Here is a 20,549-nt window from a genome sequence, read left to right as displayed (position 1 = left end):
TAGAAGACATGAAATTTTTTATAGATACAGCAAACTTAAAAGATATTAAAGAAGCCAATGATTTAGGTGTTTTAGATGGTGTAACCACTAATCCGTCGTTGATGGCTAAAGAGGGAATTACAGGAGCCGTGAATATTTTAGAGCATTATGTGAAAATTTGCAAATTGGTTGATGGTGATGTAAGTGCCGAAGTAATTTCAACCGATTTTGAAGGCATGATTGCCGAAGGAGAAAAGCTGGCAGCACTACATCCACAGATTGTGGTAAAAATCCCGATGATCAAAGATGGTGTAAAAGCCATCAGGTATTTTTCAAACAAAGGAATCAGAACCAATTGTACTTTGGTATTTTCTGCCGGACAGGCTTTGTTGGCAGCAAAAGCAGGAGCCACTTATGTATCCCCATTTATCGGGCGTCTGGATGATGTTTCGACTGACGGAATGGTTTTGATCGAAGACATCAGATTGATTTATGACAATTATGGTTTTGAAACTCAGATTTTGGCGGCTTCAGTTCGTAATGTGATGCACATTATCAATTGTGCAAAATTAGGATCAGATGTTATCACCGGACCTTTGAGTGCTATTGAAGGTTTATTAAAACATCCGTTAACGGATATTGGTTTAGCAACATTTTTAGCAGATTACCAAAAAGGAAATAGCTAGATTTTTTAGCCCACGGATTTTACGGATTAAACGGATGGGCGCGGATTTTTTATAATGAATGGCGCATAGATTTTTGCCACAGATTACACATATTAAAGCAGATTTTTTTTTAATAATTTTAATCCTTTACCCCGATAGCTATCGGGAGTGGCAAACTTAAACAGAATAATTTTTAGTTTTTTAATAGTAGTTTTATTGAATGAAAAACCCTGAGAGTTTGTGGCTTTCAGGGTTTTGTTTTTATTGGTGAGCAATTTTCTCACGCAGATTGTGCGGATTTTTTTTAATTCCTGCATCTGCTAAATCTGCTGGAAATGATTATAAAGTTTTCCGGTAAAAAAGAATCTGTATGAATTGGTTTAACTTATAAAAATCAGTGGGCCAAACTTTATCTACAAATTCAATACAAAATCGTTGAGTAATTTTTCTTCATATTTTTCTTTATTGAAAGTATACAAATAAGATCCCTTACGAGAAGACTGCATATCTTTTTCCTCTAATTTATTTAGAATTTCTAAAGAATTAATCTTGCTGATAAAATTTCGTTTGTCTAATTCTTTGCTTAAAATGGCTTCATACAATTCTAACAATTGTCTCATCGTGAATTTTTCAGGCAACAACTCAAAACCAATTGGTTTTATCGAAGTTCGGTAACGAAGTCTTCGGATGGCTTGTTGTACCATTTCATTGTGGTCAAAAATCAGGTTAGGGGCATCAGCAATACTAAACCATTGTGCGTGATAATTTTTAATCAATTCAGCATTATGATTTTCAATATTGATCAGTGCATAGTAGGAAACCGAAATGGTTCTTTCAACAGGATCACGATCGATTTCGCTGTAAGCATATAGTTGCTCCATATAGATCTCATTCAGACCTGTATAGGTGTTTAAGATCCTGATAGCTGCGTGATCTAATACTTCGTCCCGCTTTAAAAAACCACCAATCAAAGACCATTTTCCCTTTTCAGGCTCAAAGTCTCTCTTGATTAAAAGAATTTTCAACCCCTCATGGTCGAACCCAAAAATGATACAATCTACTGCTAATAAGACTTTATCTGCAGAGCTATAACTGTTTAGCATATTCAATATTTTATTGGTAAATATATAAACTTCCTAACTCGTTTCATAATTTATTAATGTAGATATTACACTTACACTTATAAGTACTCAAAAGCAGAGCTAAAAAAAGAACTTTTTCACACAAAAATAACATCCTTTTTTCTCTTTTTATGATTTTTTTAAATCAAAACAGGACAGTTACAGGATAGTTTTTTGAAAAAATGTATAAATGACTGTTGAACTTTAGTAGTTGAAATAAGTTTTTATTTACAAAAAACAACAATTTTATAAGCTCAGGCATCTCTAAAACAGCTCATTTATATATTTTTTTTAAACTACTTTTTTTTGATTAAAAATTGGCTTTTTGACTAAAAGTGTAATTTTTACACAAATAAGATGCGTAAAAGGTCTTTTTTTTTGAAAAAAACATTAATTTTTAAATGTTGTATTTACACTTAATTTACGATATGCATTTTTTTTGGAGCTTTTTTTTATCATATTAATTTGTTTTTAAGCTTTTTTTTTATTTAAATTTACAAATGTATAATTAACACTTATAATTATACAGCTAACCAACTTAAACTAACCAATATGATAACAAACCAAAAATTATTTTTTTATTGCAATTTTTTATTGCCAAAAAAAGAATGGCTTTTAGCAGTAATAATGCTATTATTTTCCGCGAATCAAATGTCGGCTCAGGACAAAGTGATTAGCGGAGTTGTTACTTCGGCGCAGGATAACTTGCCTTTGCCAGGTGTAAATATTTTGATAAAAGGAACCAAAACTGTTTCGACAACTGGTTTTGATGGAGAATATTCGATTAAAGCATCTCCAAACGATGTTTTGGTTTTTTCATTTATAGGATTTCAAAATCAGGAAATACTGGTAGGAAATCAATTAAAAGTGAGTATTGCTTTAAGTGAAGACACCAATAAATTAAATGAAGTAGTAGTTGTGGGATACGGGACACAAAAGAAATCTGATCTTACAGGTTCGATAAGTGTGGTTGATATGGAATCAGCCAAAAAAACGATAACCTATGATCCTGCAAAAATGCTTCAGGGCCAGGTTGCCGGAGTAACAGTACAATCGTCAGGCGAGCCCGGAGGTTTTGTAAATGTAAAAATTAGAGGTATAAATTCATTTACAAACAACAATCCTCTTTTTGTTATTGACGGAATGATCGTTGACAGTCCGAACGATTTTGCACCGGGAGACATAGAATCGATGCAGGTACTTAAAGATGCTTCTTCAGCTGCTATTTACGGTGTTCAGGGCGCAAACGGAGTAGTTATCATTACGACCAAAAAAGGTAAAAATGGTAAACTGGACATCAAATACAAATCGTTAGTAGGGCTTCAGAATGTGGCTAAAAAATGGGATTTAACAGATAGACTTGGGTACCAAAAAATTACAACTGCTGCAGAATTAAATGCGGGATTAACTGTTGCTCCGGGAAATGATCCTACCAGTCCTTCTTATATAAAAAATGTAAATACAGATTGGCAAAAAGAGGCTTTTCAAACCGGGATTATCCAAAATCAATCGCTTACACTTAATGGAGGAGCTGAGAATTTAGGCTATAATATGAATGTCGATTATTTTAAAAATACAAGCTACTTAAACTCTCCGCAAGATTATGAAAGAGTATCGACCAATTTGAATTTATATGGCAAAAAAGGAAAATTTAAATACGGTTCTAAGATAGGTTATACGCAATCTGACAAAGAAAATTTTAATGAATATAATGCCGGACAATCAGCTATTGTTGATTTACTGGGCGCTGTTCCTACAATGCCGGTTTACGATCCAAACAGACTTGGCGGATATGGCGGGACAGACAATTTAACACAAAGAGCCATTTCGATGAACGTAATTGGGTTTAATAATTTAATAACCAATAACGGAAAAAGAAATCGTTTCATAGGTGATATCTGGGGAGAACTTGAAATCGTAAAAGGATTAAAATATAAACTCGATGCAAGTTATGACAGACTAGACTGGCAAAACAGAAAATTTAATCCGCCAAGTGATTTAGGCTGGTACTACATCACAACAAATGATGAAGCAGCATTGGATGTATCAACTGGAAATCAGTCCAGGACATTCCTGAACAATTTACTGACATATGAAATTTCACTTGGCAAACATAAAATTGATGTTTTAGGCGGATGGATTCAGGAAAGAAAAGACTATTACAATCACTGGTCAAGAGGTGTTGGGTACACGCCGGGAGAAATCAGCCAGATTCAATATGCTGATGCCACCAGTGCAGGAGAATATAAAAGCACAGTTACGAACATTTCTTATTTAAGCCGATTAAATTATTCGTATGATGATCGTTATTTCATCACCGGAAACTTCAGACAGGATAAAACATCCCTTTTTAGTGAAGAAAATAATACAGGTAATTTCTACTCTTTTTCAGGAGCCTGGAAAGTGAGCAACGAAAAGTTTTTACACTTACCGGAATGGTGGAATACAATTAAAGTAAGAGGAGGTTATGGTATTTTAGGAAATAATACTATAGGAGTATATGCTTATTCGCCAACCATTAATGCTTTTGCAGGATATGATTTCAATAATGCATTAGCGCCTGGTACGACTGTGGTAAGTGCCATTGATCCGAATGTACACTGGGAAGAAACTTCGACTTCGAATGTTGCCCTTGAGTTAGGATTCTTTAATAATGACTTACAAATTACGGCAGAATATTATCAAAAAAAATCTACCGATTTATTAATTGGAGTTCCGTTACCTTTTTCAACAGGAGCGTTTCCGGCAAACGTAGTAACAAACGCAGGAGCAGTTAAAAATAGCGGTTTAGAATTTTCAGCAAGTTATAACAATAACCACCATAAATTTAAATATAGCATTTCTGCTAATATGGGAACTTTAAAAAATGAAGTTTTACAAATTGGCCGTGATGGAAATCCAATTTACGGAGCCGCTTCAAAAACAGAAGTAGGAAGATCTATTGGTGAACTTTTTGCGTATGAAACAGCTGGTATTTTTCAAAATGCTGCAGATTTAGCTGCTTCACCAACGCAAACCAACGCAGGTATTGGAGATATCAAATTCAGAGATGTTAATGGCGATGGTAAGATTACAGATGCAGACAGGACTTTTCAGGGAGTTGCGATTCCAAAATACAGCTACGGATTTAATTTTAGTGCCAATTATAAAAACTTTGATTTCTCGATGTTTTGGCAGGGAAGCGGAGGAAACAAGGTATTCAACGGATTGTATCGCAATTTAATGACGGAACAATACGGAAATAGCAGCGTTGATGCTCTGAATTACTGGACCCCAACCAATACAAATACAGATGTACCACGTCCGATTATTGGAGATCCCAATGCAAACGCAAGAGATTCTAACCGATTTATTGAAAGCGGTGATTATATCAAATTACAGACAATGGAAATTGGATATATAATCCCGGTTCCTAAAGATACTTTTATTCAAAAAGCGAAAATATTTATTAATGGACAAAACTTATTGATCATTAGTAAATACAAAGGTTACGATCCGGATTTTAATTACAATGATGGATTATTTTCCAGAGGATACGATGCGGGATCTTTCCCTAATCCAAGAACAATTTCTATGGGTGTTGAAGTAAATTTTTAAACTAGCCTAACCAATTAAAACGTATTAAAATGAAATATAAAATATTTAACTATATAACCGTTTTCTTTTCTGTAGCTATGATAACAACAAGCTGCGTTGATAATGAAGACTTGCTTCAGGTTGATCCTAATGTTGAAACTGCAGGTTCATTCTGGAAAACAGATCAGGATGCCATTGAAGGTGTAAATGCTGCTTACGGAAGTTTATTAACAGACGGAACCTACATGCGTAGTACGCCTTTATTGCTAGATGCAAGAGCAGATGATGCCCGTACAAACAGTCCTTGGGGATCTATGTATAATGCAGGAAGGTTCAATTCAAATGTTGCAGACGCCTCTATATATGGCTGGGCTTATGAAACGTATTATCAGGGAATTTACCGCGCCAATCAGGTTTTGACTAATGTACCTGATATTGAATTTAAAGATGCAGCACTTAAGAACAGAATTTTAGGACAGGCTTATTTCTTAAGAGGATTGTTTTTATTTCATGCCGTAAACATGTTCAAAAATGTACCATTACCAACAGACGTTGCAGTGTATCATCCACAGAAAACACAAGAAGAAGGATGGGCTCAGGTTATTGCAGATTTTAAAGCCGCTGCAGAATTATTGCCTACCTCTTACGATAATATCTCAGGTATAGATAAAGGCGAAAAAGGACGTGCTACAAAAGGTGCTGCCCTGGGATATTTAGGAAAAGCTTATTTGTTTACAAAGGATTTTTCTAATGCTAAAACTACTTTTAGACAAGTTATAGATTTAGGAGTATATTCTTTAGTTGCAAACTACCGCGATAATTTTACTACCGCTAACGAAAACAATTCAGAATCACTTTTTGAAGTACAATTTAGCCGTGATGCCGGTGGTGTAGATTTAGGTTGGGGAGGTGCTCCGGCTTCCGGTTGGGGGAAAACTTCGGCAAGAGCCATTACATATGCACCAAGAGCTTTCGGATGGACAGATGTGCAGCCTTCCTGGGTGTTATTTAATGAATTTCATGATGAGAAAACAAAAACAGGAGATCTTGATCCTCGTTTAGATGCCACTATATTTTACAACAAACCAGGCGGAATGAAATTATACGGTAAAGATTTTGCCACTTTCTATGCTTCGAGCCCAGCTGATTTGAATGATATATTCTGTAGAAAATACCAAAATTCAGATGGAGAGTTTGCTGACGAATACGATTGGCGTTCCGGAATCAATGAGCGTTTATTACGTTATGCTGATATTCTTTTAATGTATGCCGAAACTTTAAACGAAACAGGCGATACTCCGGGAGCGTACGGATACATTCAAATGGTAAGAAACCGAGTTGGGCTACCGGATTTAGCCACTACAAAACCAGGAATGTCACAAGCCCAGATGAGAGAACAAATAGGACACGAAAGATTCCTGGAATTCCCACTTGAAGGACACCGTTTTGATGATATTCATCGTTGGGGATGGTTGCAGGATGCTACAAAATTAGCCTGGTTAAGATCCAGAGATGCTGAATTTAATTCGTACACAACAGGAAGAGAGTTTTATCCAATACCACAATTAGAAATGGATAATAATCCCGGAACAAAACAGAATGATAGTTATTAAGTTTTCAGTCTCAGTTTTCAGTTCTCCACTTAGACTGAAAACTGAGACCGGCACTTTTAAACGATATATGCCTTAAAAAGAATTGGAATACAAGAGCAGTAAATTTAACAGTAACTAAAAATGATCACAATGAAAACAATTACAAGTTTGGTTTTATTAGCAGTATTATTAGGAAGTTGTCAAAATGAAGATGTCGTTTCTCCAGGTGCAGAAACAAATGCCGAAATTCAAAATTCTCAAACAAAAAATCTAACAGCTAAAACCGTTACAGGAACCGTTCCTTCTCACGATCCAAGTACAATTGTAAAAAGCGGAGTCAATTATTATGTCTTTACAACGGGAGATAATATCCCGATGACCTATTCAACAAACTTAACAAGCTGGACCTGGGGAGCATCCGTTTTTACTTCTACTCCAAGCTGGATTGCAGGATATGTTCCCGGGTTTGTAAAAACATTCTGGGCACCGGATGTAGCCTGGTTCAATAACCGATGGAATATGTATTATTCATGCTCTACTTTTGGTTCTGCTACTTCGGCAATTGGCTTGGTAACTACTCCCGCCATAAGTGCTTCTGCAGGAACAACCTGGACAGACAGAGGCGTGGTTGTTTCATCCTCTTCTTCATCAGATGTAAATGCAATCGATCCCTCTATTTTAGTAGATGGAAGCAATGTTTATATGGCGTATGGTTCCTGGCATGCCGGAATTGGTGTTATCCAAATTAATCCTTCAACAGGAAAAACAACAGGAAGCAAAACAATCGTAGCAGGCGGAAGCAGTGCAAGTTGGGAAGCACCTTGTTTAATCAAAGAAGGAAGTTATTACTATATGTTTGTTAACCGAGGCAATTGCTGCAATGGGGTAAACAGTACCTATTATATTGTTGTAGGTCGTTCAACAAGTCCGTTTGGACCTTTTGTTGACAAAAATGGAGTCAATTTAAAAAGCGGTGGCGGAACAACCGTTTTAGCCACACAAGGGAATTATATTGGCCCGGGACATTTATCCAGAATCGTAGGAACTCAAAAAGGATCAGTTCATTATTATGATGGAGCCGATAGCGGAAATCCAAAACTGGAAATTGTATATTTCACATGGGCATCAGGATGGCCAACACTTTCTTATTAAAAATACCATTCAGAGGAAAGTCTTCATAAAGCTTTCCTCTTTATAACTTAAATAAACATTATGGAATCGCCATGATTCAAAATCAAAATAATAAAGAAGAATGGCGATACCATATTCCAATAAAAAACAAATATTATCCTCGTATGAAAAAAGCACTTTTAATCACATTTCTTATTACCCTTTGTAGCCAGATTAATTTCGCTCAAGGCGGAATTACTGTAGTAACCATAAAAAATACTGCAGATGCGCCAACGATCAATAAAAACATCTACGGACATTTTGCAGAACATTTAGGACGCTGTATTTATGGAGGTTTTTTTGTGGGAGATACATCCAAAATTCCAAACACAAAAGGAGTTAGAAATGATATTATTAAAGCTTTAAAAGAATTAAAAATTCCGAATTTAAGATGGCCAGGCGGATGTTTTGCTGATACTTACCATTGGAAAGACGGAATTGGACCCCAACCGGAAAGACCAACTATTGTAAACAAATGGTGGGGAGGCGTAACAGAAGACAACAGTTTCGGGACACATGATTTCCTGAATATGTGTGAACTGCTTGGAGCAGAACCTTATCTATCTGGAAACGTAGGCAGCGGAACTGTTCAGGAATTGGCTGATTGGGTGCAATACACCAACTTCAGCGGAAAAAGCCCAATGAGTGATTTGCGTAAAAAGAACGGAAGAACTGAACCCTGGAAAGTAAAATTCTGGGGAATTGGAAATGAAGCCTGGGGTTGCGGAGGAAATATGACAGCAGAATATTATGCTAATGAATACCGCAAATATGCCACCTTCATGTCAGATTGGGAAAATACCGGTGGAATTACCCGTATTGCATCCGGATCAAACAGTGCCGATTATAACTGGACAGAAGTTTTAATGAAAAACATTCCGCTAAATATGTTAGGCGGATTAGGCGTTCATCATTATGCCGTAATCGATTGGGGTAAAAAAGGTGACGGTGTAAACTTTACCGAAGATGGCTATTTCCATACTATGCAATCCGCTTTAAAAATGGAAGAATTAGTGACGAAACATTCCGCTATTATGGATAAATACGATCCGGAGAAAAAAGTAGCCATGATCGTTGACGAATGGGGAGCCTGGTACGAAGTAGAACAAGGAACAAATCCTGGATTTTTATACCAGCAAAATACCATGAGAGATGCCGTTTTAGCCGGAGCAACTCTAAATATTTTCAACAATCATGCGGACAGAGTTCGTATGGCAAACCTTGCACAATGTGTAAATGTTTTGCAGGCCGTAATTCTTACTGACAAAGCAAAAATGATTACAACGCCAACTTACAGCGTAATGAAAATGTACAGTGTTCACCAGGATGCTAAATTATTACCGGTAAGTTTTCAATCGCCATTATATACTTTCAACGGAGAATCACTTCCGGCAGTATCGGCTTCGGCATCAAAAGATAAAAGCGGATTGGTTCATATTTCATTGGTAAATGTTGACGCAAAAAATAAAAATACAATAGAAATTGATGTAAAAGATCTGGGCATTAAAAATTTCACAGGAACCATTATAACATCGGCAAAATTGCAAGATTACAATTCGTTCGATACGCCAAATAAAATTGTACCAACCGTTTTTAAAGGTTTCGAAAACAAAAAAGGAAAATTAGAAATCACAATTCCTCCCTTCTCAGTAGTGGTTTTAGAAGGAAAATAATAAGCTAAAAAATGAAAAAATCAAATTCCATTATAAAAATTGCCTCGTATGTTGGACTTCTTTTAGTTGTGCTTACTTCGGTGAGTTGTTCAAGTGATGACCCTGCAAAGAATCCGGATCCGGTTGTTGATCCGCCAGTTGTGGTCGTTCCTAATGCTTTTCCTGGACCAACTTACGCAGATAATTACACTTCAATATCAGCTTGGGGAAGCAGAGCACAATGGAATTTAGCCAACGTGCACGATCCATCAGTAGAAAAATGCGGCGACTATTATTATATGTACCAAACCGATGCTTCTTATGGAAATGCAACTGACGGACACGGACATTTTTTTTACAGAAGATCAAAAGATTTAGTCAATTGGGAATTCATGGGATCATCCATGACCGAAGCTCCGGCCTGGGTAAAAGATTCTTTGAATAATAAAAGAGCCAGAATGTCTCCGGCATTGCCACCAATTACAAATCCAAATTATGGATATTGGGCGCCTTGCGTTCGTAAAGTTGGAAACATTTACAGAATGTATTATAGTATTGTGGTGACAAACCCAATTGTGGGAATAGACACGAATACTTCCTGGACAGAACGCGCATTCATTGGCTTAGCCGAAACAGATGATTTGGCATCCAATAATTGGACAGACAAAGGAATGGTCGTTTGCTCTGAACCGGACGGCGTAAAAAGTTATGTTCGAAACGGAGGAAGCGATTGGGATGCGTATTTCAAATTCAACGCCATCGACCCGAGTTTTATTCAAACCCCGGAAGGCGATCAGTACTTAATTTATGGTTCCTGGCATTCCGGAATTGCAGCTTTAAAACTGAATCCAACAACTGGAAAACCGGATAAGCTAAAAACTATTGGAGATTACGGAGTGCGAATTGCAGGACGCGGAAACGTAAATACAAACCGTTGGCAAGCGCTTGAAGGACCTGAAATTATCTATAATCCGGACACACAATATTATTATTTGTTCCTGGCTTATGACGAATTATCTGTTGCGTATAATACACGTGTAGCACGTTCCAAAAGCATCTTAGGACCTTACCAAACCATTACCGGAACCAGCATTACAAATGGAGCCGATTGTTTCCCGATGTTGACACATCCATATTCCTTTAAAAATCACACAGGCTGGGTTGGAATTTCGCATTGTGGCATTTTCCAAAACCCCGAAACCAAACAATGGTATTATGCATCGCAAGCACGTTTACCGGAAGGAGTTGCCGGAATTGCAGTTTCAAATGCCGTAATGATGGGACATGTTAGAGGTATTCAATGGACAGAAGACGGATGGCCGGTTGTCGAAGCAGAACGTTATGCAGGAGTGCCAGCAACAACAATTACGGATGCTAGTTTTGTAGGGACTTGGGAACAAATAACGATGAACTATCAATACAAAGTCATTCAAAAATCAGTAACCCTTTATTTAACCGCAGATAAAAAAGTCAGCGGAGATGCAAACGGAACCTGGTCGTACGACAGCGCCAAAAAAATCCTGACGATAAACGGAGTAAAATGCAATGTATCTGATGCCTGGGATTGGGAATTAGCTACCAGAAAAGTGACTTTGAGCTATTCAGGTCTAACATCGACCGGATTACCGGTTTGGGGCAAAAAGATAAATTAAGGAAATTCCAATTTTTTTAAATCCCAATCCCGAAGCCTCGAAACCAAACATAAAATAATAGCCACAGATTTCAAGAAAGTAGTTTAGGCATTAAAAGCTCCAGCGGAGCGTAATATTTATAGCAAATATAACAGGTTGTTTCGATTAGCTCCAGCGGAGCGTTATATAAGTTTTTCTTAAGCGAATATGCCACCCCGATGGGGTTTTTATTAAAAACAAAAAACACTATAAATATGACGTCCCGTTGGGACTTATTTATCAGGACTTAAAAAATAAAAATCTGCGTGAAAAAATAATATGTAAAATAAATCATGATGAAAAATACAATTACAAGCCTCTCACTTTTAGTTTTGCTTGCCTGTTGCCCAATAGTTCAGGCACAGTCGAATAAAAAACAAATCGATCCCGCAAAATTCAATAACCCAATCATAAAAGATCAATATACAGGCGATCCTGCGGCATTGGTTTATAAAGATAAAGTCTATTTGTACGCTGGTCATGACGAAGCACCAAACGATTTTAACTTCTATAAAATGAATGAATGGGTCGTGTATTCTTCATCTGATATGAAAAAATGGGAATCACATCCGGTGCCCTTAAAAGTAACCGATTTTGCATGGGCAAAAGGCGATGCATGGGCTTCTCAGGTAATTGAAAGAAACGGAAAATTTTATTGGTATGTAACCGTTGAACATGGTTCTGTTCCTGGAAAATCAATTGGAATTGCCGTTTCAGACAGTCCAACCGGACCATTTAAAGATGCTTTAGGAAAAGCCCTGATTACAAATGATATGACCAAATTTACCAATATAAGTTGGGACGATATCGATCCAACGGTTTATATCGATACGGATGGACAAGCCTATTTGTTTTGGGGAAACACCTCTTGCCATTATGCCAAATTAAAAGAAAACATGATCGAATTAGATGGCCCAATTCAACACATCGATTTACCGCATTATACAGAAGCACCTTGGATTCACAAACATAAAAACTGGTATTATTTATCATACGCTTATGAGTTCCCGGAGAAAATTGCCTATGCCATGAGCAAATCAATTACAGGTCCTTGGGAATTCAAAGGAATCTTGAATGAATTAGCTGGAAACAGCAATACCAACCACCAATCGATAATAGATTTTAAAGGACAATCGTATTTCATTTATCACAACGGAGCATCAATTCCAAACGGAGGAAGTTTCAGAAGATCGGTTTGTGTAGACAAATTATATTACAACAAAGACGGAACAATGAAACGAGTGGTGATGACCTCTGAAGGAATTCAGTAAATTTTAGTGTTCAGTATTTAGTTTTTTAGTATTCAGTCTCAGTTGCATTTTAGTAATAGTTATTACTTATATGGTTTAAAAAAGTTTACAGTCGCAGTCACATTTTACAATTTACATTTCACAAAAAAAATCACTTATATGGTTTACAAAAACATAAAACAGACATTTTCTATTCTAATCTTATTGATTGGTTCTGTTTCATTTGCGCAGGAAATTGTAGTGCACGACCCGGTTGTCATCAAACAAAAAGACACCTATTATTTATATTGTACAGGAAAAGGAATCAGTGTTTTCAGTTCAAAAGATTTAAAAAACTGGAATCCCGAACCACAAGTTTTCAAAGACAAACCAACTTGGGCAGATGGCGTTGCGGCCGATTTCAAAAACCATATTTGGGCGCCGGATATTTCGTTGCATAACAATGTATATTATCTGTATTATTCCGTTTCGGCTTTCGCCAAAAATACGTCGGCGATTGGCGTGGCGACCAATACCACTTTAGATCCGAAAGACAAAAACTACAAATGGGTCGATCAGGGAATTGTAATTCAATCGCAACCCAACAGAGATATGTGGAATGCCATAGATCCCAATTTAATCTTCGATGAAAACAATACGCCGTGGTTATCTTTTGGTTCTTTTTGGGAAGGTTTAAAAATGGTAAAACTAAATCCCGATTTAAAATCAATTGCACAGCCACAGGAATGGCACACGATTTCAAAACGAAAAAGAACCTTCGAATTACCCGATTCTGATCCCGGAGATGGAGCACTTGAAGCTCCTTTTATCTTCAAGAAAAATGGCTATTATTATCAATTTCTTTCTTGGGATTTATGCTGCCGCGGAGAAAAAAGTACCTATAAAGTGGTTGTTGGAAGAGCTAAAAATGTAACCGGACCGTACGTCGATAAAGACGGAAAATTATTAACCGAAGGCGGAGGAAGTATTGTAGTTCAAGGCGATGAAAATTACTTTGGCGTAGGCCATAATAGCGCTTATACATTTGATGGGAAAGATTATATTTTTTATCACGCTTACGAAAAGAAAACCAACGGAACGCCAAGATTAGTGGTTAAAGAAATACAATGGGATGCAGATTTATGGCCCGTTTTAAAATAGAATATTCCAAATAATGAAAAAATACACTTTCCATATCTTGACGATTTTTCTATCATTTTTGATTTTTGTTTCCTGCAAAGAAACGAAGAATGATGCCGTGCAATCGACTAAAACTTCTGTTCTAAAAGCAGGTTATGAAATTGAACCCGTAAACATTCAAAATGTAAAACTGACCGATTCTTTTTGGTTGCCTATTATCAAAAGAGTGCAGGAAGTTACAATTGCTTACGCCATTCAGAAATGCAATGAAGAAGGTCGTTTTGAGAATTTCTTAATTGCAGGAAAACAAAAAACAGGAGAAGTCAGAGGGCAAATGCCTTTTGATGATACCGATGTTTACAAAATAATCGAAGGCGCGTCGAATACCTTAATCAGCGCACCAAACCCAAAACTGGATCGCGTTCTGGATTCGTTGATTGCCATTGTAAAAATTGGTCAGGAAAAAGACGGTTACTTAACAACATGGAGAACCATAAATCCGTCAAAACCGCCAGCGCCCTGGGTTCCTGTTATTGAAGGAAAACGTTGGGAATCATTACAAATTAGTCACGAATGCTACAATTCAGGGCATTTGATTGAAGCTGCTGTTGTGCATTATGAAGCTACAGGGAAAAGAAATTTTCTTGACATTGCGATCAAAAATGCAGATTTATTAGTGAAAACTTTTGGCGACAAACCAGGTCAGGTAAAAGGAGTTCCGGGACATCAAATCGTAGAAACGGGTTTGATCAAATTGTACCAAATTACAGGAAAAGAGGATTATTTAAAACTGGCAAAATACTTTTTAGACAATCGCGGAAACCCGAACAATCATAAATTATATGGAGAATATGCACAAGATCATATTCCGGTTATACAGCAAAATGAAGTTGTGGGTCACGCCGTAAGAGCTGTTTATATGTACGCAGGAATGACGGATATCGCTGCCATGACAAAAGACAAAGGTTATACTGATGCCGTGAATAATTTATGGAGCAATATGGTGAACAAAAAAATGTACATCACTGGCGGAATTGGTTCGAGACATGATGGAGAAGCTTTTGGAGCCAATTATGAATTGCCAAACTTAACTGCTTACAACGAAACTTGTGCAGCAATTGGAGATGTATATTGGAATCACAGATTGCATAATTTAACGGGTAAATCACAATATTTTGATGTAATCGAAAGAATCATGTATAACGGATTAATCTCCGGAATTTCATTGGACGGAAAAGAATTTTTCTACCCAAATGCTTTAGAATCTGATGGTGTTTTCAAATCAAACAGAGGATCTTGCACACGTCAGGCTTGGTTTGATTGTTCTTGTTGTCCGACAAATTTAATTCGATTTGTGCCTTCGATTCCGGGACTTATTTATTCGAAATCAAAAGAGGTGCTGTATGTGAATTTATATGCTTCAAACAACGCCTCTTTCACTTTAGGAAAAACCGATTTACAGATTTCACAACAAACCGGATACCCTTGGAACGGAAAAGTAGTCCTTTCCGTTAACCCGAAAAAAGAAAGCCAATTCACGATTAAACTTAGAGTTCCGGGTTGGGCAAGAAATGAAGTTTTGCCGGGCGATTTATATTCTTATAAAAAAGCTTCGACTCAAAAAGCAACCATCAATTTAAACGGAGAAACTTTAGGAATTCAACCCCAAGACGGTTATTTCACCATTACCAGAAATTGGAAAAAAGGCGATAAAATCAATCTTAATTTCCCAATGGAAGTTCAAGAAGTAGAAACAAATGCAAAAGTTGAAACCAACAAAAACAAAGTCTCTTTAGAATACGGTCCAATCGTTTATGCCGTAGAAGAAATCGATAACAAAACCAATTTCGATAAAATAGATGTGGCTGCCGGAGATACTTTCAAAGTAAAAAAAGAACCTAATGTATTGCAAGGCGTAAACGTCATCGAAAATTCAAAATTCAAAGCCATACCCTATTACAGTTGGTCAAATCGGGGTGTTGGAAAAATGAAAGTTTGGTTGGATTATAAAGAGTAAAGAGAATAGAAAATAGAGCAAAGAAGAAAGAATCAAGATTTAGCAATAGATTAAGGGATTAAAAAGATTTAAAAAAATCTGCTCAATCAGCAAAATCTGCGTGAAACAAAAAAATAAAAATCCGTTTTTATCCGCGTTTTCACTTTAGTGAATCAGTATTATCCGCGTACTAAAAACACAAACAAAATAAAAATGAAGTCCAATTTAATTACCAAAATTACCCTTTGTGGTCTATTGCTGAATGGCTTTTATGCCTCGGCACAAAAAAATAATCTTCAGGTTGACGCTGCAAAAACCGTTACCAAAATTCAGCCTACGATGTACGGAGTGTTTTTTGAAGACATCAATTTTGCTGCCGATGGAGGATTATATGCCGAAATGATCAAAAACAGATCATTCGAATTTGAAACGCCAATGATGGGATGGAACGAGCCCAACAGCGACCGACACAAACTAAACCTTCAATCGGGAATTGCAAACATTATCCAATATTCGCAAAAAGGAACGAATCATAATTATTGTCGCGTTACTGTAAATGATGCCAACGGTTATGAAATGATCAACGAAGGTTTCAGAGGAATGGGAATCAAGAAAGATTTGCATTATAATTTGACGTTGAAAGCTTCACAATTATCAGGAAATGTTTCCAAGATAAAAATCCAATTCATTGATAAAAATAAAAAGGTTTTAGGCGAAACTTCGATTGTTCCAACAGCAAAAGACTGGACCAATTATACGGCACAATTAACCGCAACCGAAACAGAGGCAAAAGCACAAATCAGAATCACTTTTGAAGGAAGCGGAGTAATTGATTTAGATCAGATTTCGTTGTTTCCGGAAGATACCTGGAAAGGCAGAAAGAACGGAATGCGTGCTGATTTAGTACAATTATTATACGATTTGAAACCAGGATTTTTACGTTTTCCGGGCGGATGTATTGTAGAAGGAAAAACGCTGGCATTGCGTTACCAATGGAAAAAATCGATTGGAAATGTAGAAGACAGAGAAACCATGATTAACCGTTGGAATACTGAATTTGCACATAAACCGGCACCGGATTATTTCCAGAGTTTTGGTTTGGGATTCTTCGAATATTTCCAGCTTGCTGAAGATATCGGAGCTTCACCGTTACCTATTTTAAGTTGCGGAATGGCGTGTCAGTTCAATACAGGAGAATTAGTTCCGATGGATCAAATCGATCCTTATGTGCAGGATGCCTTAGATTTAATTGAATTCGCAAACGGCGATCAAACTACCGCTTGGGGGAAAGTGAGAGCTGATATGGGACATCCAAAACCATTCAATTTAAAATTTATTGGAGTTGGAAATGAGCAATGGGGACCGGATTATATCGAGCGTTTCAAAGTGTTTCAAAAAGCCATTAAATCAAAATATCCAAACATCACGATTGTTTCCGGAACAGGGCCGTTTCCTGACGGAGATTATTTTGATTACGGTATGAAAGAACTTAAAAAACTAAACGCAGAAATCGTTGACGAACATTATTATAAAGATCCGGCCTGGTTCCGTAAAAATGTAACGCGTTACGATAATTATGATCGTAAAGGACCAAAGATTTTTGCCGGAGAATATGCAGCGCAAAGTGTAGCCATTGCAAGTCCGGATAATAAAAACAACTTGGAATGTGCTTTCTCAGAAGCCGCTTTTATGACGGGAATGGAGCGTAATGCTGAGGTAGTTCACCTGACATCTTACGCACCTTTATTAGCTCATGTTGAAGGCTGGCAATGGACTCCGGACATGATTTGGTTCAACAATTTAGAATCATACGGAACGCCAAATTATTATGTTCAAAAATTATTTTCAAACAATAAAGGAACCGATTTAATCAACATTACAAAAGACGGAAAAGCAGTTACAGGACAAAACGATTTGTTTGCATCTGCAGTAAAAGATGTGAATTCTAAAGAAGTAATTCTGAAAATTGTAAACACTGCAGCAACAGCCCAAAATGTTTCAATTGATGTAAAAGGAGCAAAATTAGATTCAAAAGGAACGGCTATAACTTTAAAAGGAGACGGAATAAACGATGAGAATTCTTTTGAGTCTCCAACGAAAATTAGTCCAAAAGAAAGCGAATTTAAGGTAAGCGGAAGCAAGGTTCAATATGATTTCCCGGCATATTCGGTTACCGTTTTGAAAATTAAGTTGAAATAATCGCAACAGAATAAATGTAAAACCAACGTTTATTTTTTGTTTTGAACCTAAACTCTTGTTTTGATGCATTATTTGTAAAAATACAAGCCCTTCTTTTTATTAAGTGTTTTTTATACACTTATAGATTATTTATAATTATATTTGTCATTATTATAAAATGAATTTCGAATGAAAAATTACGTTATAGGATTGGACTACGGAACAGATTCAGTTCGGGCGATGCTGATAGATACTGAAAATGGGCAAGAACTGGCATCAAATGTTTCTCATTATAAAAGATGGAAAAACAAACAATATTGTGACGCATCTATAAATCAGTTTCGTCAACATCCTTTAGATCATATTGAAGGGTTGGAAATTACGATTCATACCGTTATAAAAGAAAGTAAAGTTGATCCTTCGCAAGTGCGCGGAATTTGTATCGATACAACCGGATCTTCACCTGTACCAGTAACCAAAGAAGGAATTCCATTGGCTTTGACAAAAGGCTTTGAGGAAAATCCGAATGCGATGATGGTACTTTGGAAAGATCATACATCGATAAATGAAGCAAACGAAATCAACGAACTGGCAGTAAGCTGGGGCGGAGAAAATGTAACCAAATATGTAGGCGGAATTTATTCGTCAGAATGGTTTTGGGCAAAAATCCTGCACATTGCCAGAGAAGATGAAGTGGTTAGAAATGCAGCGCACACCTGGATGGAGCACTGCGATTTAATGACCTATTTATTGATTGAAGACAAAGATTTAAAAACATTCAAAAGAAGTCGTTGCGCAGCGGGTCACAAAGCCATGTGGCACGACGACTGGAATGGTCTACCACCAGCAGAATTTTTAGGAAAACTGCATCCGTATTTGGCAACGCTTCGCGGTAATTTATATGATGAAACCTATACGTCTGATTTAGTTGCCGGAAATCTAAGCAAAGAATGGGCAGATCGTTTAGGACTTTCTACAGATACAGTTATAGCCGTAGGAACTTTCGATGCACATTCAGGAGCTGTTGGAGCTAAAATTGGAGAAAACACTTTAGTTCGCGTTATGGGAACTTCAACCTGCGATATTTTGGTGGGTTCTTATGATGAAGTTGGAACAAAAACGGTACGCGGAATCTGCGGACAAGTTGATGGATCTGTAATTCCGGGTTTCATTGGTTTAGAAGCCGGACAATCTGCTTTTGGAGATTTATTGGCGTGGTACAAAGAATTATTGCTTTGGCCAACCGATCATTTATTAACGGCTTCGACTGTCTTAAATGATGCTCAAAAAGAACAATTAAGAGAAGAATTCAACGATAAATTAATTGTAGAATTAACGAAAGAAGCAGAGAAAATTCCGGTTTCTGATAGTCTTCCAATTGCATTGGACTGGATCAACGGAAGAAGAACTCCGGATGCCAATCAGGAATTAAAAAGTGCGATTTCAAATCTTTCTTTAGGAACAAAAGCACCGCATATTTTTAAAGCTTTGGTAAACGCCATTTGCTTTGGAGCGAAGAAAATTGTAGATCGTTTTGAAGAAGAAGGTGTAAAAATCGACAGCGTTATCGGAATTGGCGGCGTTGCCCGTAAATCTCCTTTTATCATGCAGACTTTGGCAAACGTTTTAAACAAGCCAATTAAAATTGCAGCTTCAGATCAAACTCCTGCTTTGGGAGCGGCAATTTATGCAGCAGTTGCAGCCGGAATTTATTCAAATGTAATTGAAGCAAGCCAAAAAATAGGAAGCGATTTTGACGGAGAATATTTCCCTCAATTAGATAAAGTTGCAGCTTATCATAAACTGCTTTTGGCATACGATCAATTAAGTGCTTACGAAGATCCAACTATTAAAATTTCGCAACATGAGTTCTCTTTATAAAGATTTAAAACAGGAATGTTACGAAGCCAATATGCAGTTAAATGCATTGAATTTGGTGGTATATACTTTCGGAAATGTGAGTGCTGTTGACAGAGAAAATGGTGTTTTTGCCATTAAACCAAGCGGCGTTCCTTACGAAGATTTAAAGCCGGAAGATATTGTGATTGTCGATTTTGATAATAATATTATTGAAGGTACCATGCGTCCGTCATCTGACACCAAAACGCATGCTTATTTGTATAAAAACTGGCCAAATATTGGAGGCGTTGCACATACACATGCCACTTATTCGGTAGCCTGGGCACAATCGCAGCAAGATATTCCAATCTTCGGAACTACACACGCCGATCATTTAACGGCTGATATTCCGTGTGCGCCACCGATGGCAGATTCTCTTATAGAAGGAAATTACGAACACAATACCGGAATTCAGATTTTGGATTGTTTTAAAGAAAAAAACCTTTCGTACGAAGAAGTAGAAATGGTTCTCATTGGAAATCACGGTCCGTTTGCCTGGGGAAAAAATGCAGCAAAAGCAGTGTACAACAGCAAGGTTCTGGAAGTCGTAGCCGAAATGGCCTACCTGACTTTACAGATAAACCCAAACGCACCAAGATTAAAAGATTCACTAATAAAAAAACATTACAATCGTAAACACGGAAAAGATTCGTATTACGGACAATAATTGTTTATTCGGTAA

The 20,549-nt window shown here is 37.0% G+C and carries 13 protein-coding genes; 12 read left to right on the top strand and 1 reads right to left on the bottom strand.

Translation table 11 applies throughout. The features are described from left to right. Window positions 1-8: 8 nt before the first annotated feature. Complete coding sequence (fsa, locus tag ACQY44_RS12370; protein ID WP_428230649.1) at window positions 9-665, top strand: fructose-6-phosphate aldolase; 657 nt, start codon at window positions 9-11, stop codon at window positions 663-665. A 392-nt stretch (window positions 666-1,057) separates the two neighbouring features. Here the strand turns inward: fsa and ACQY44_RS12365 are convergent, their stop codons facing one another. Next, window positions 1,058-1,747, bottom strand: coding sequence for an NUDIX hydrolase (locus ACQY44_RS12365; protein WP_428230648.1), 690 nt, complete (start codon window positions 1,745-1,747; stop codon window positions 1,058-1,060). A gap of 570 nt (window positions 1,748-2,317) precedes the next feature. On the opposite strand from ACQY44_RS12365, the gene ACQY44_RS12360 reads away from it, so the two are divergent. The 11 genes from ACQY44_RS12360 (at window position 2,318) to ACQY44_RS12310 (ending at window position 20,534) form a co-directional block, all read left to right on the top strand. Further along, window positions 2,318-5,362 carry a SusC/RagA family TonB-linked outer membrane protein gene (locus tag ACQY44_RS12360; protein WP_428230647.1) on the top strand — a complete coding sequence of 1,015 codons (3,045 nt, stop codon included), beginning with the start codon at window positions 2,318-2,320 and terminating at the stop codon, window positions 5,360-5,362. Between the two features lie 29 nt (window positions 5,363-5,391). Then, window positions 5,392-6,954, top strand: coding sequence for a RagB/SusD family nutrient uptake outer membrane protein (locus ACQY44_RS12355; RefSeq protein WP_428230646.1), 1,563 nt, complete (start codon window positions 5,392-5,394; stop codon window positions 6,952-6,954). 129 nt (window positions 6,955-7,083) lie between these two features. Then, window positions 7,084-8,085 (top strand): arabinan endo-1,5-alpha-L-arabinosidase, encoded by a 1,002-nt coding sequence (locus tag ACQY44_RS12350; protein WP_428230645.1) that lies wholly within the window; start codon window positions 7,084-7,086, stop codon window positions 8,083-8,085. 143 nt (window positions 8,086-8,228) lie between these two features. Beyond that, window positions 8,229-9,776 (top strand): alpha-N-arabinofuranosidase, encoded by a 1,548-nt coding sequence (locus tag ACQY44_RS12345; RefSeq protein ID WP_428230644.1) that lies wholly within the window; start codon window positions 8,229-8,231, stop codon window positions 9,774-9,776. Between the two features lie 11 nt (window positions 9,777-9,787). Further along, the gene (locus tag ACQY44_RS12340) at window positions 9,788-11,407 is read left to right on the top strand and encodes an arabinan endo-1,5-alpha-L-arabinosidase (protein ID WP_428230643.1); all 1,620 of its coding nucleotides are present in this window, start codon (window positions 9,788-9,790) and stop codon (window positions 11,405-11,407) included. A gap of 314 nt (window positions 11,408-11,721) precedes the next feature. Then, window positions 11,722-12,696 (top strand): glycoside hydrolase family 43 protein, encoded by a 975-nt coding sequence (locus ACQY44_RS12335; protein WP_428230642.1) that lies wholly within the window; start codon window positions 11,722-11,724, stop codon window positions 12,694-12,696. Window positions 12,697-12,834: 138 nt separating this feature from the next. Continuing rightward, on the top strand, window positions 12,835-13,815 hold the full coding sequence (locus tag ACQY44_RS12330; protein ID WP_428230641.1) for an arabinan endo-1,5-alpha-L-arabinosidase: 981 nt from the start codon (window positions 12,835-12,837) through the stop codon (window positions 13,813-13,815). Window positions 13,816-13,828: 13 nt separating this feature from the next. Further along, window positions 13,829-15,811 carry a glycoside hydrolase family 127 protein gene (locus ACQY44_RS12325; RefSeq protein ID WP_428230640.1) on the top strand — a complete coding sequence of 661 codons (1,983 nt, stop codon included), beginning with the start codon at window positions 13,829-13,831 and terminating at the stop codon, window positions 15,809-15,811. Window positions 15,812-16,003: 192 nt separating this feature from the next. After that, the gene (locus ACQY44_RS12320; protein WP_428230639.1) at window positions 16,004-17,989 is read left to right on the top strand and encodes an alpha-L-arabinofuranosidase C-terminal domain-containing protein; all 1,986 of its coding nucleotides are present in this window, start codon (window positions 16,004-16,006) and stop codon (window positions 17,987-17,989) included. Window positions 17,990-18,157: 168 nt separating this feature from the next. Continuing rightward, window positions 18,158-19,849: a ribulokinase gene (locus ACQY44_RS12315; protein WP_428230638.1), complete on the top strand. Its 1,692-nt coding sequence runs from the start codon at window positions 18,158-18,160 to the stop codon at window positions 19,847-19,849. Continuing rightward, window positions 19,833-20,534 carry an L-ribulose-5-phosphate 4-epimerase gene (locus tag ACQY44_RS12310; protein WP_113677072.1) on the top strand — a complete coding sequence of 234 codons (702 nt, stop codon included), beginning with the start codon at window positions 19,833-19,835 and terminating at the stop codon, window positions 20,532-20,534. The genes ACQY44_RS12315 and ACQY44_RS12310 overlap by 17 nt, the downstream gene beginning before the upstream one ends. Window positions 20,535-20,549 lie beyond the last annotated feature (15 nt).

The sequence above is a fragment of the Flavobacterium sp. genome, from assembly GCF_965277525.1.
Lineage (GTDB): Bacteria > Bacteroidota > Bacteroidia > Flavobacteriales > Flavobacteriaceae > Flavobacterium.
This window is presented reverse-complemented; position numbering and strand designations above follow the sequence as displayed.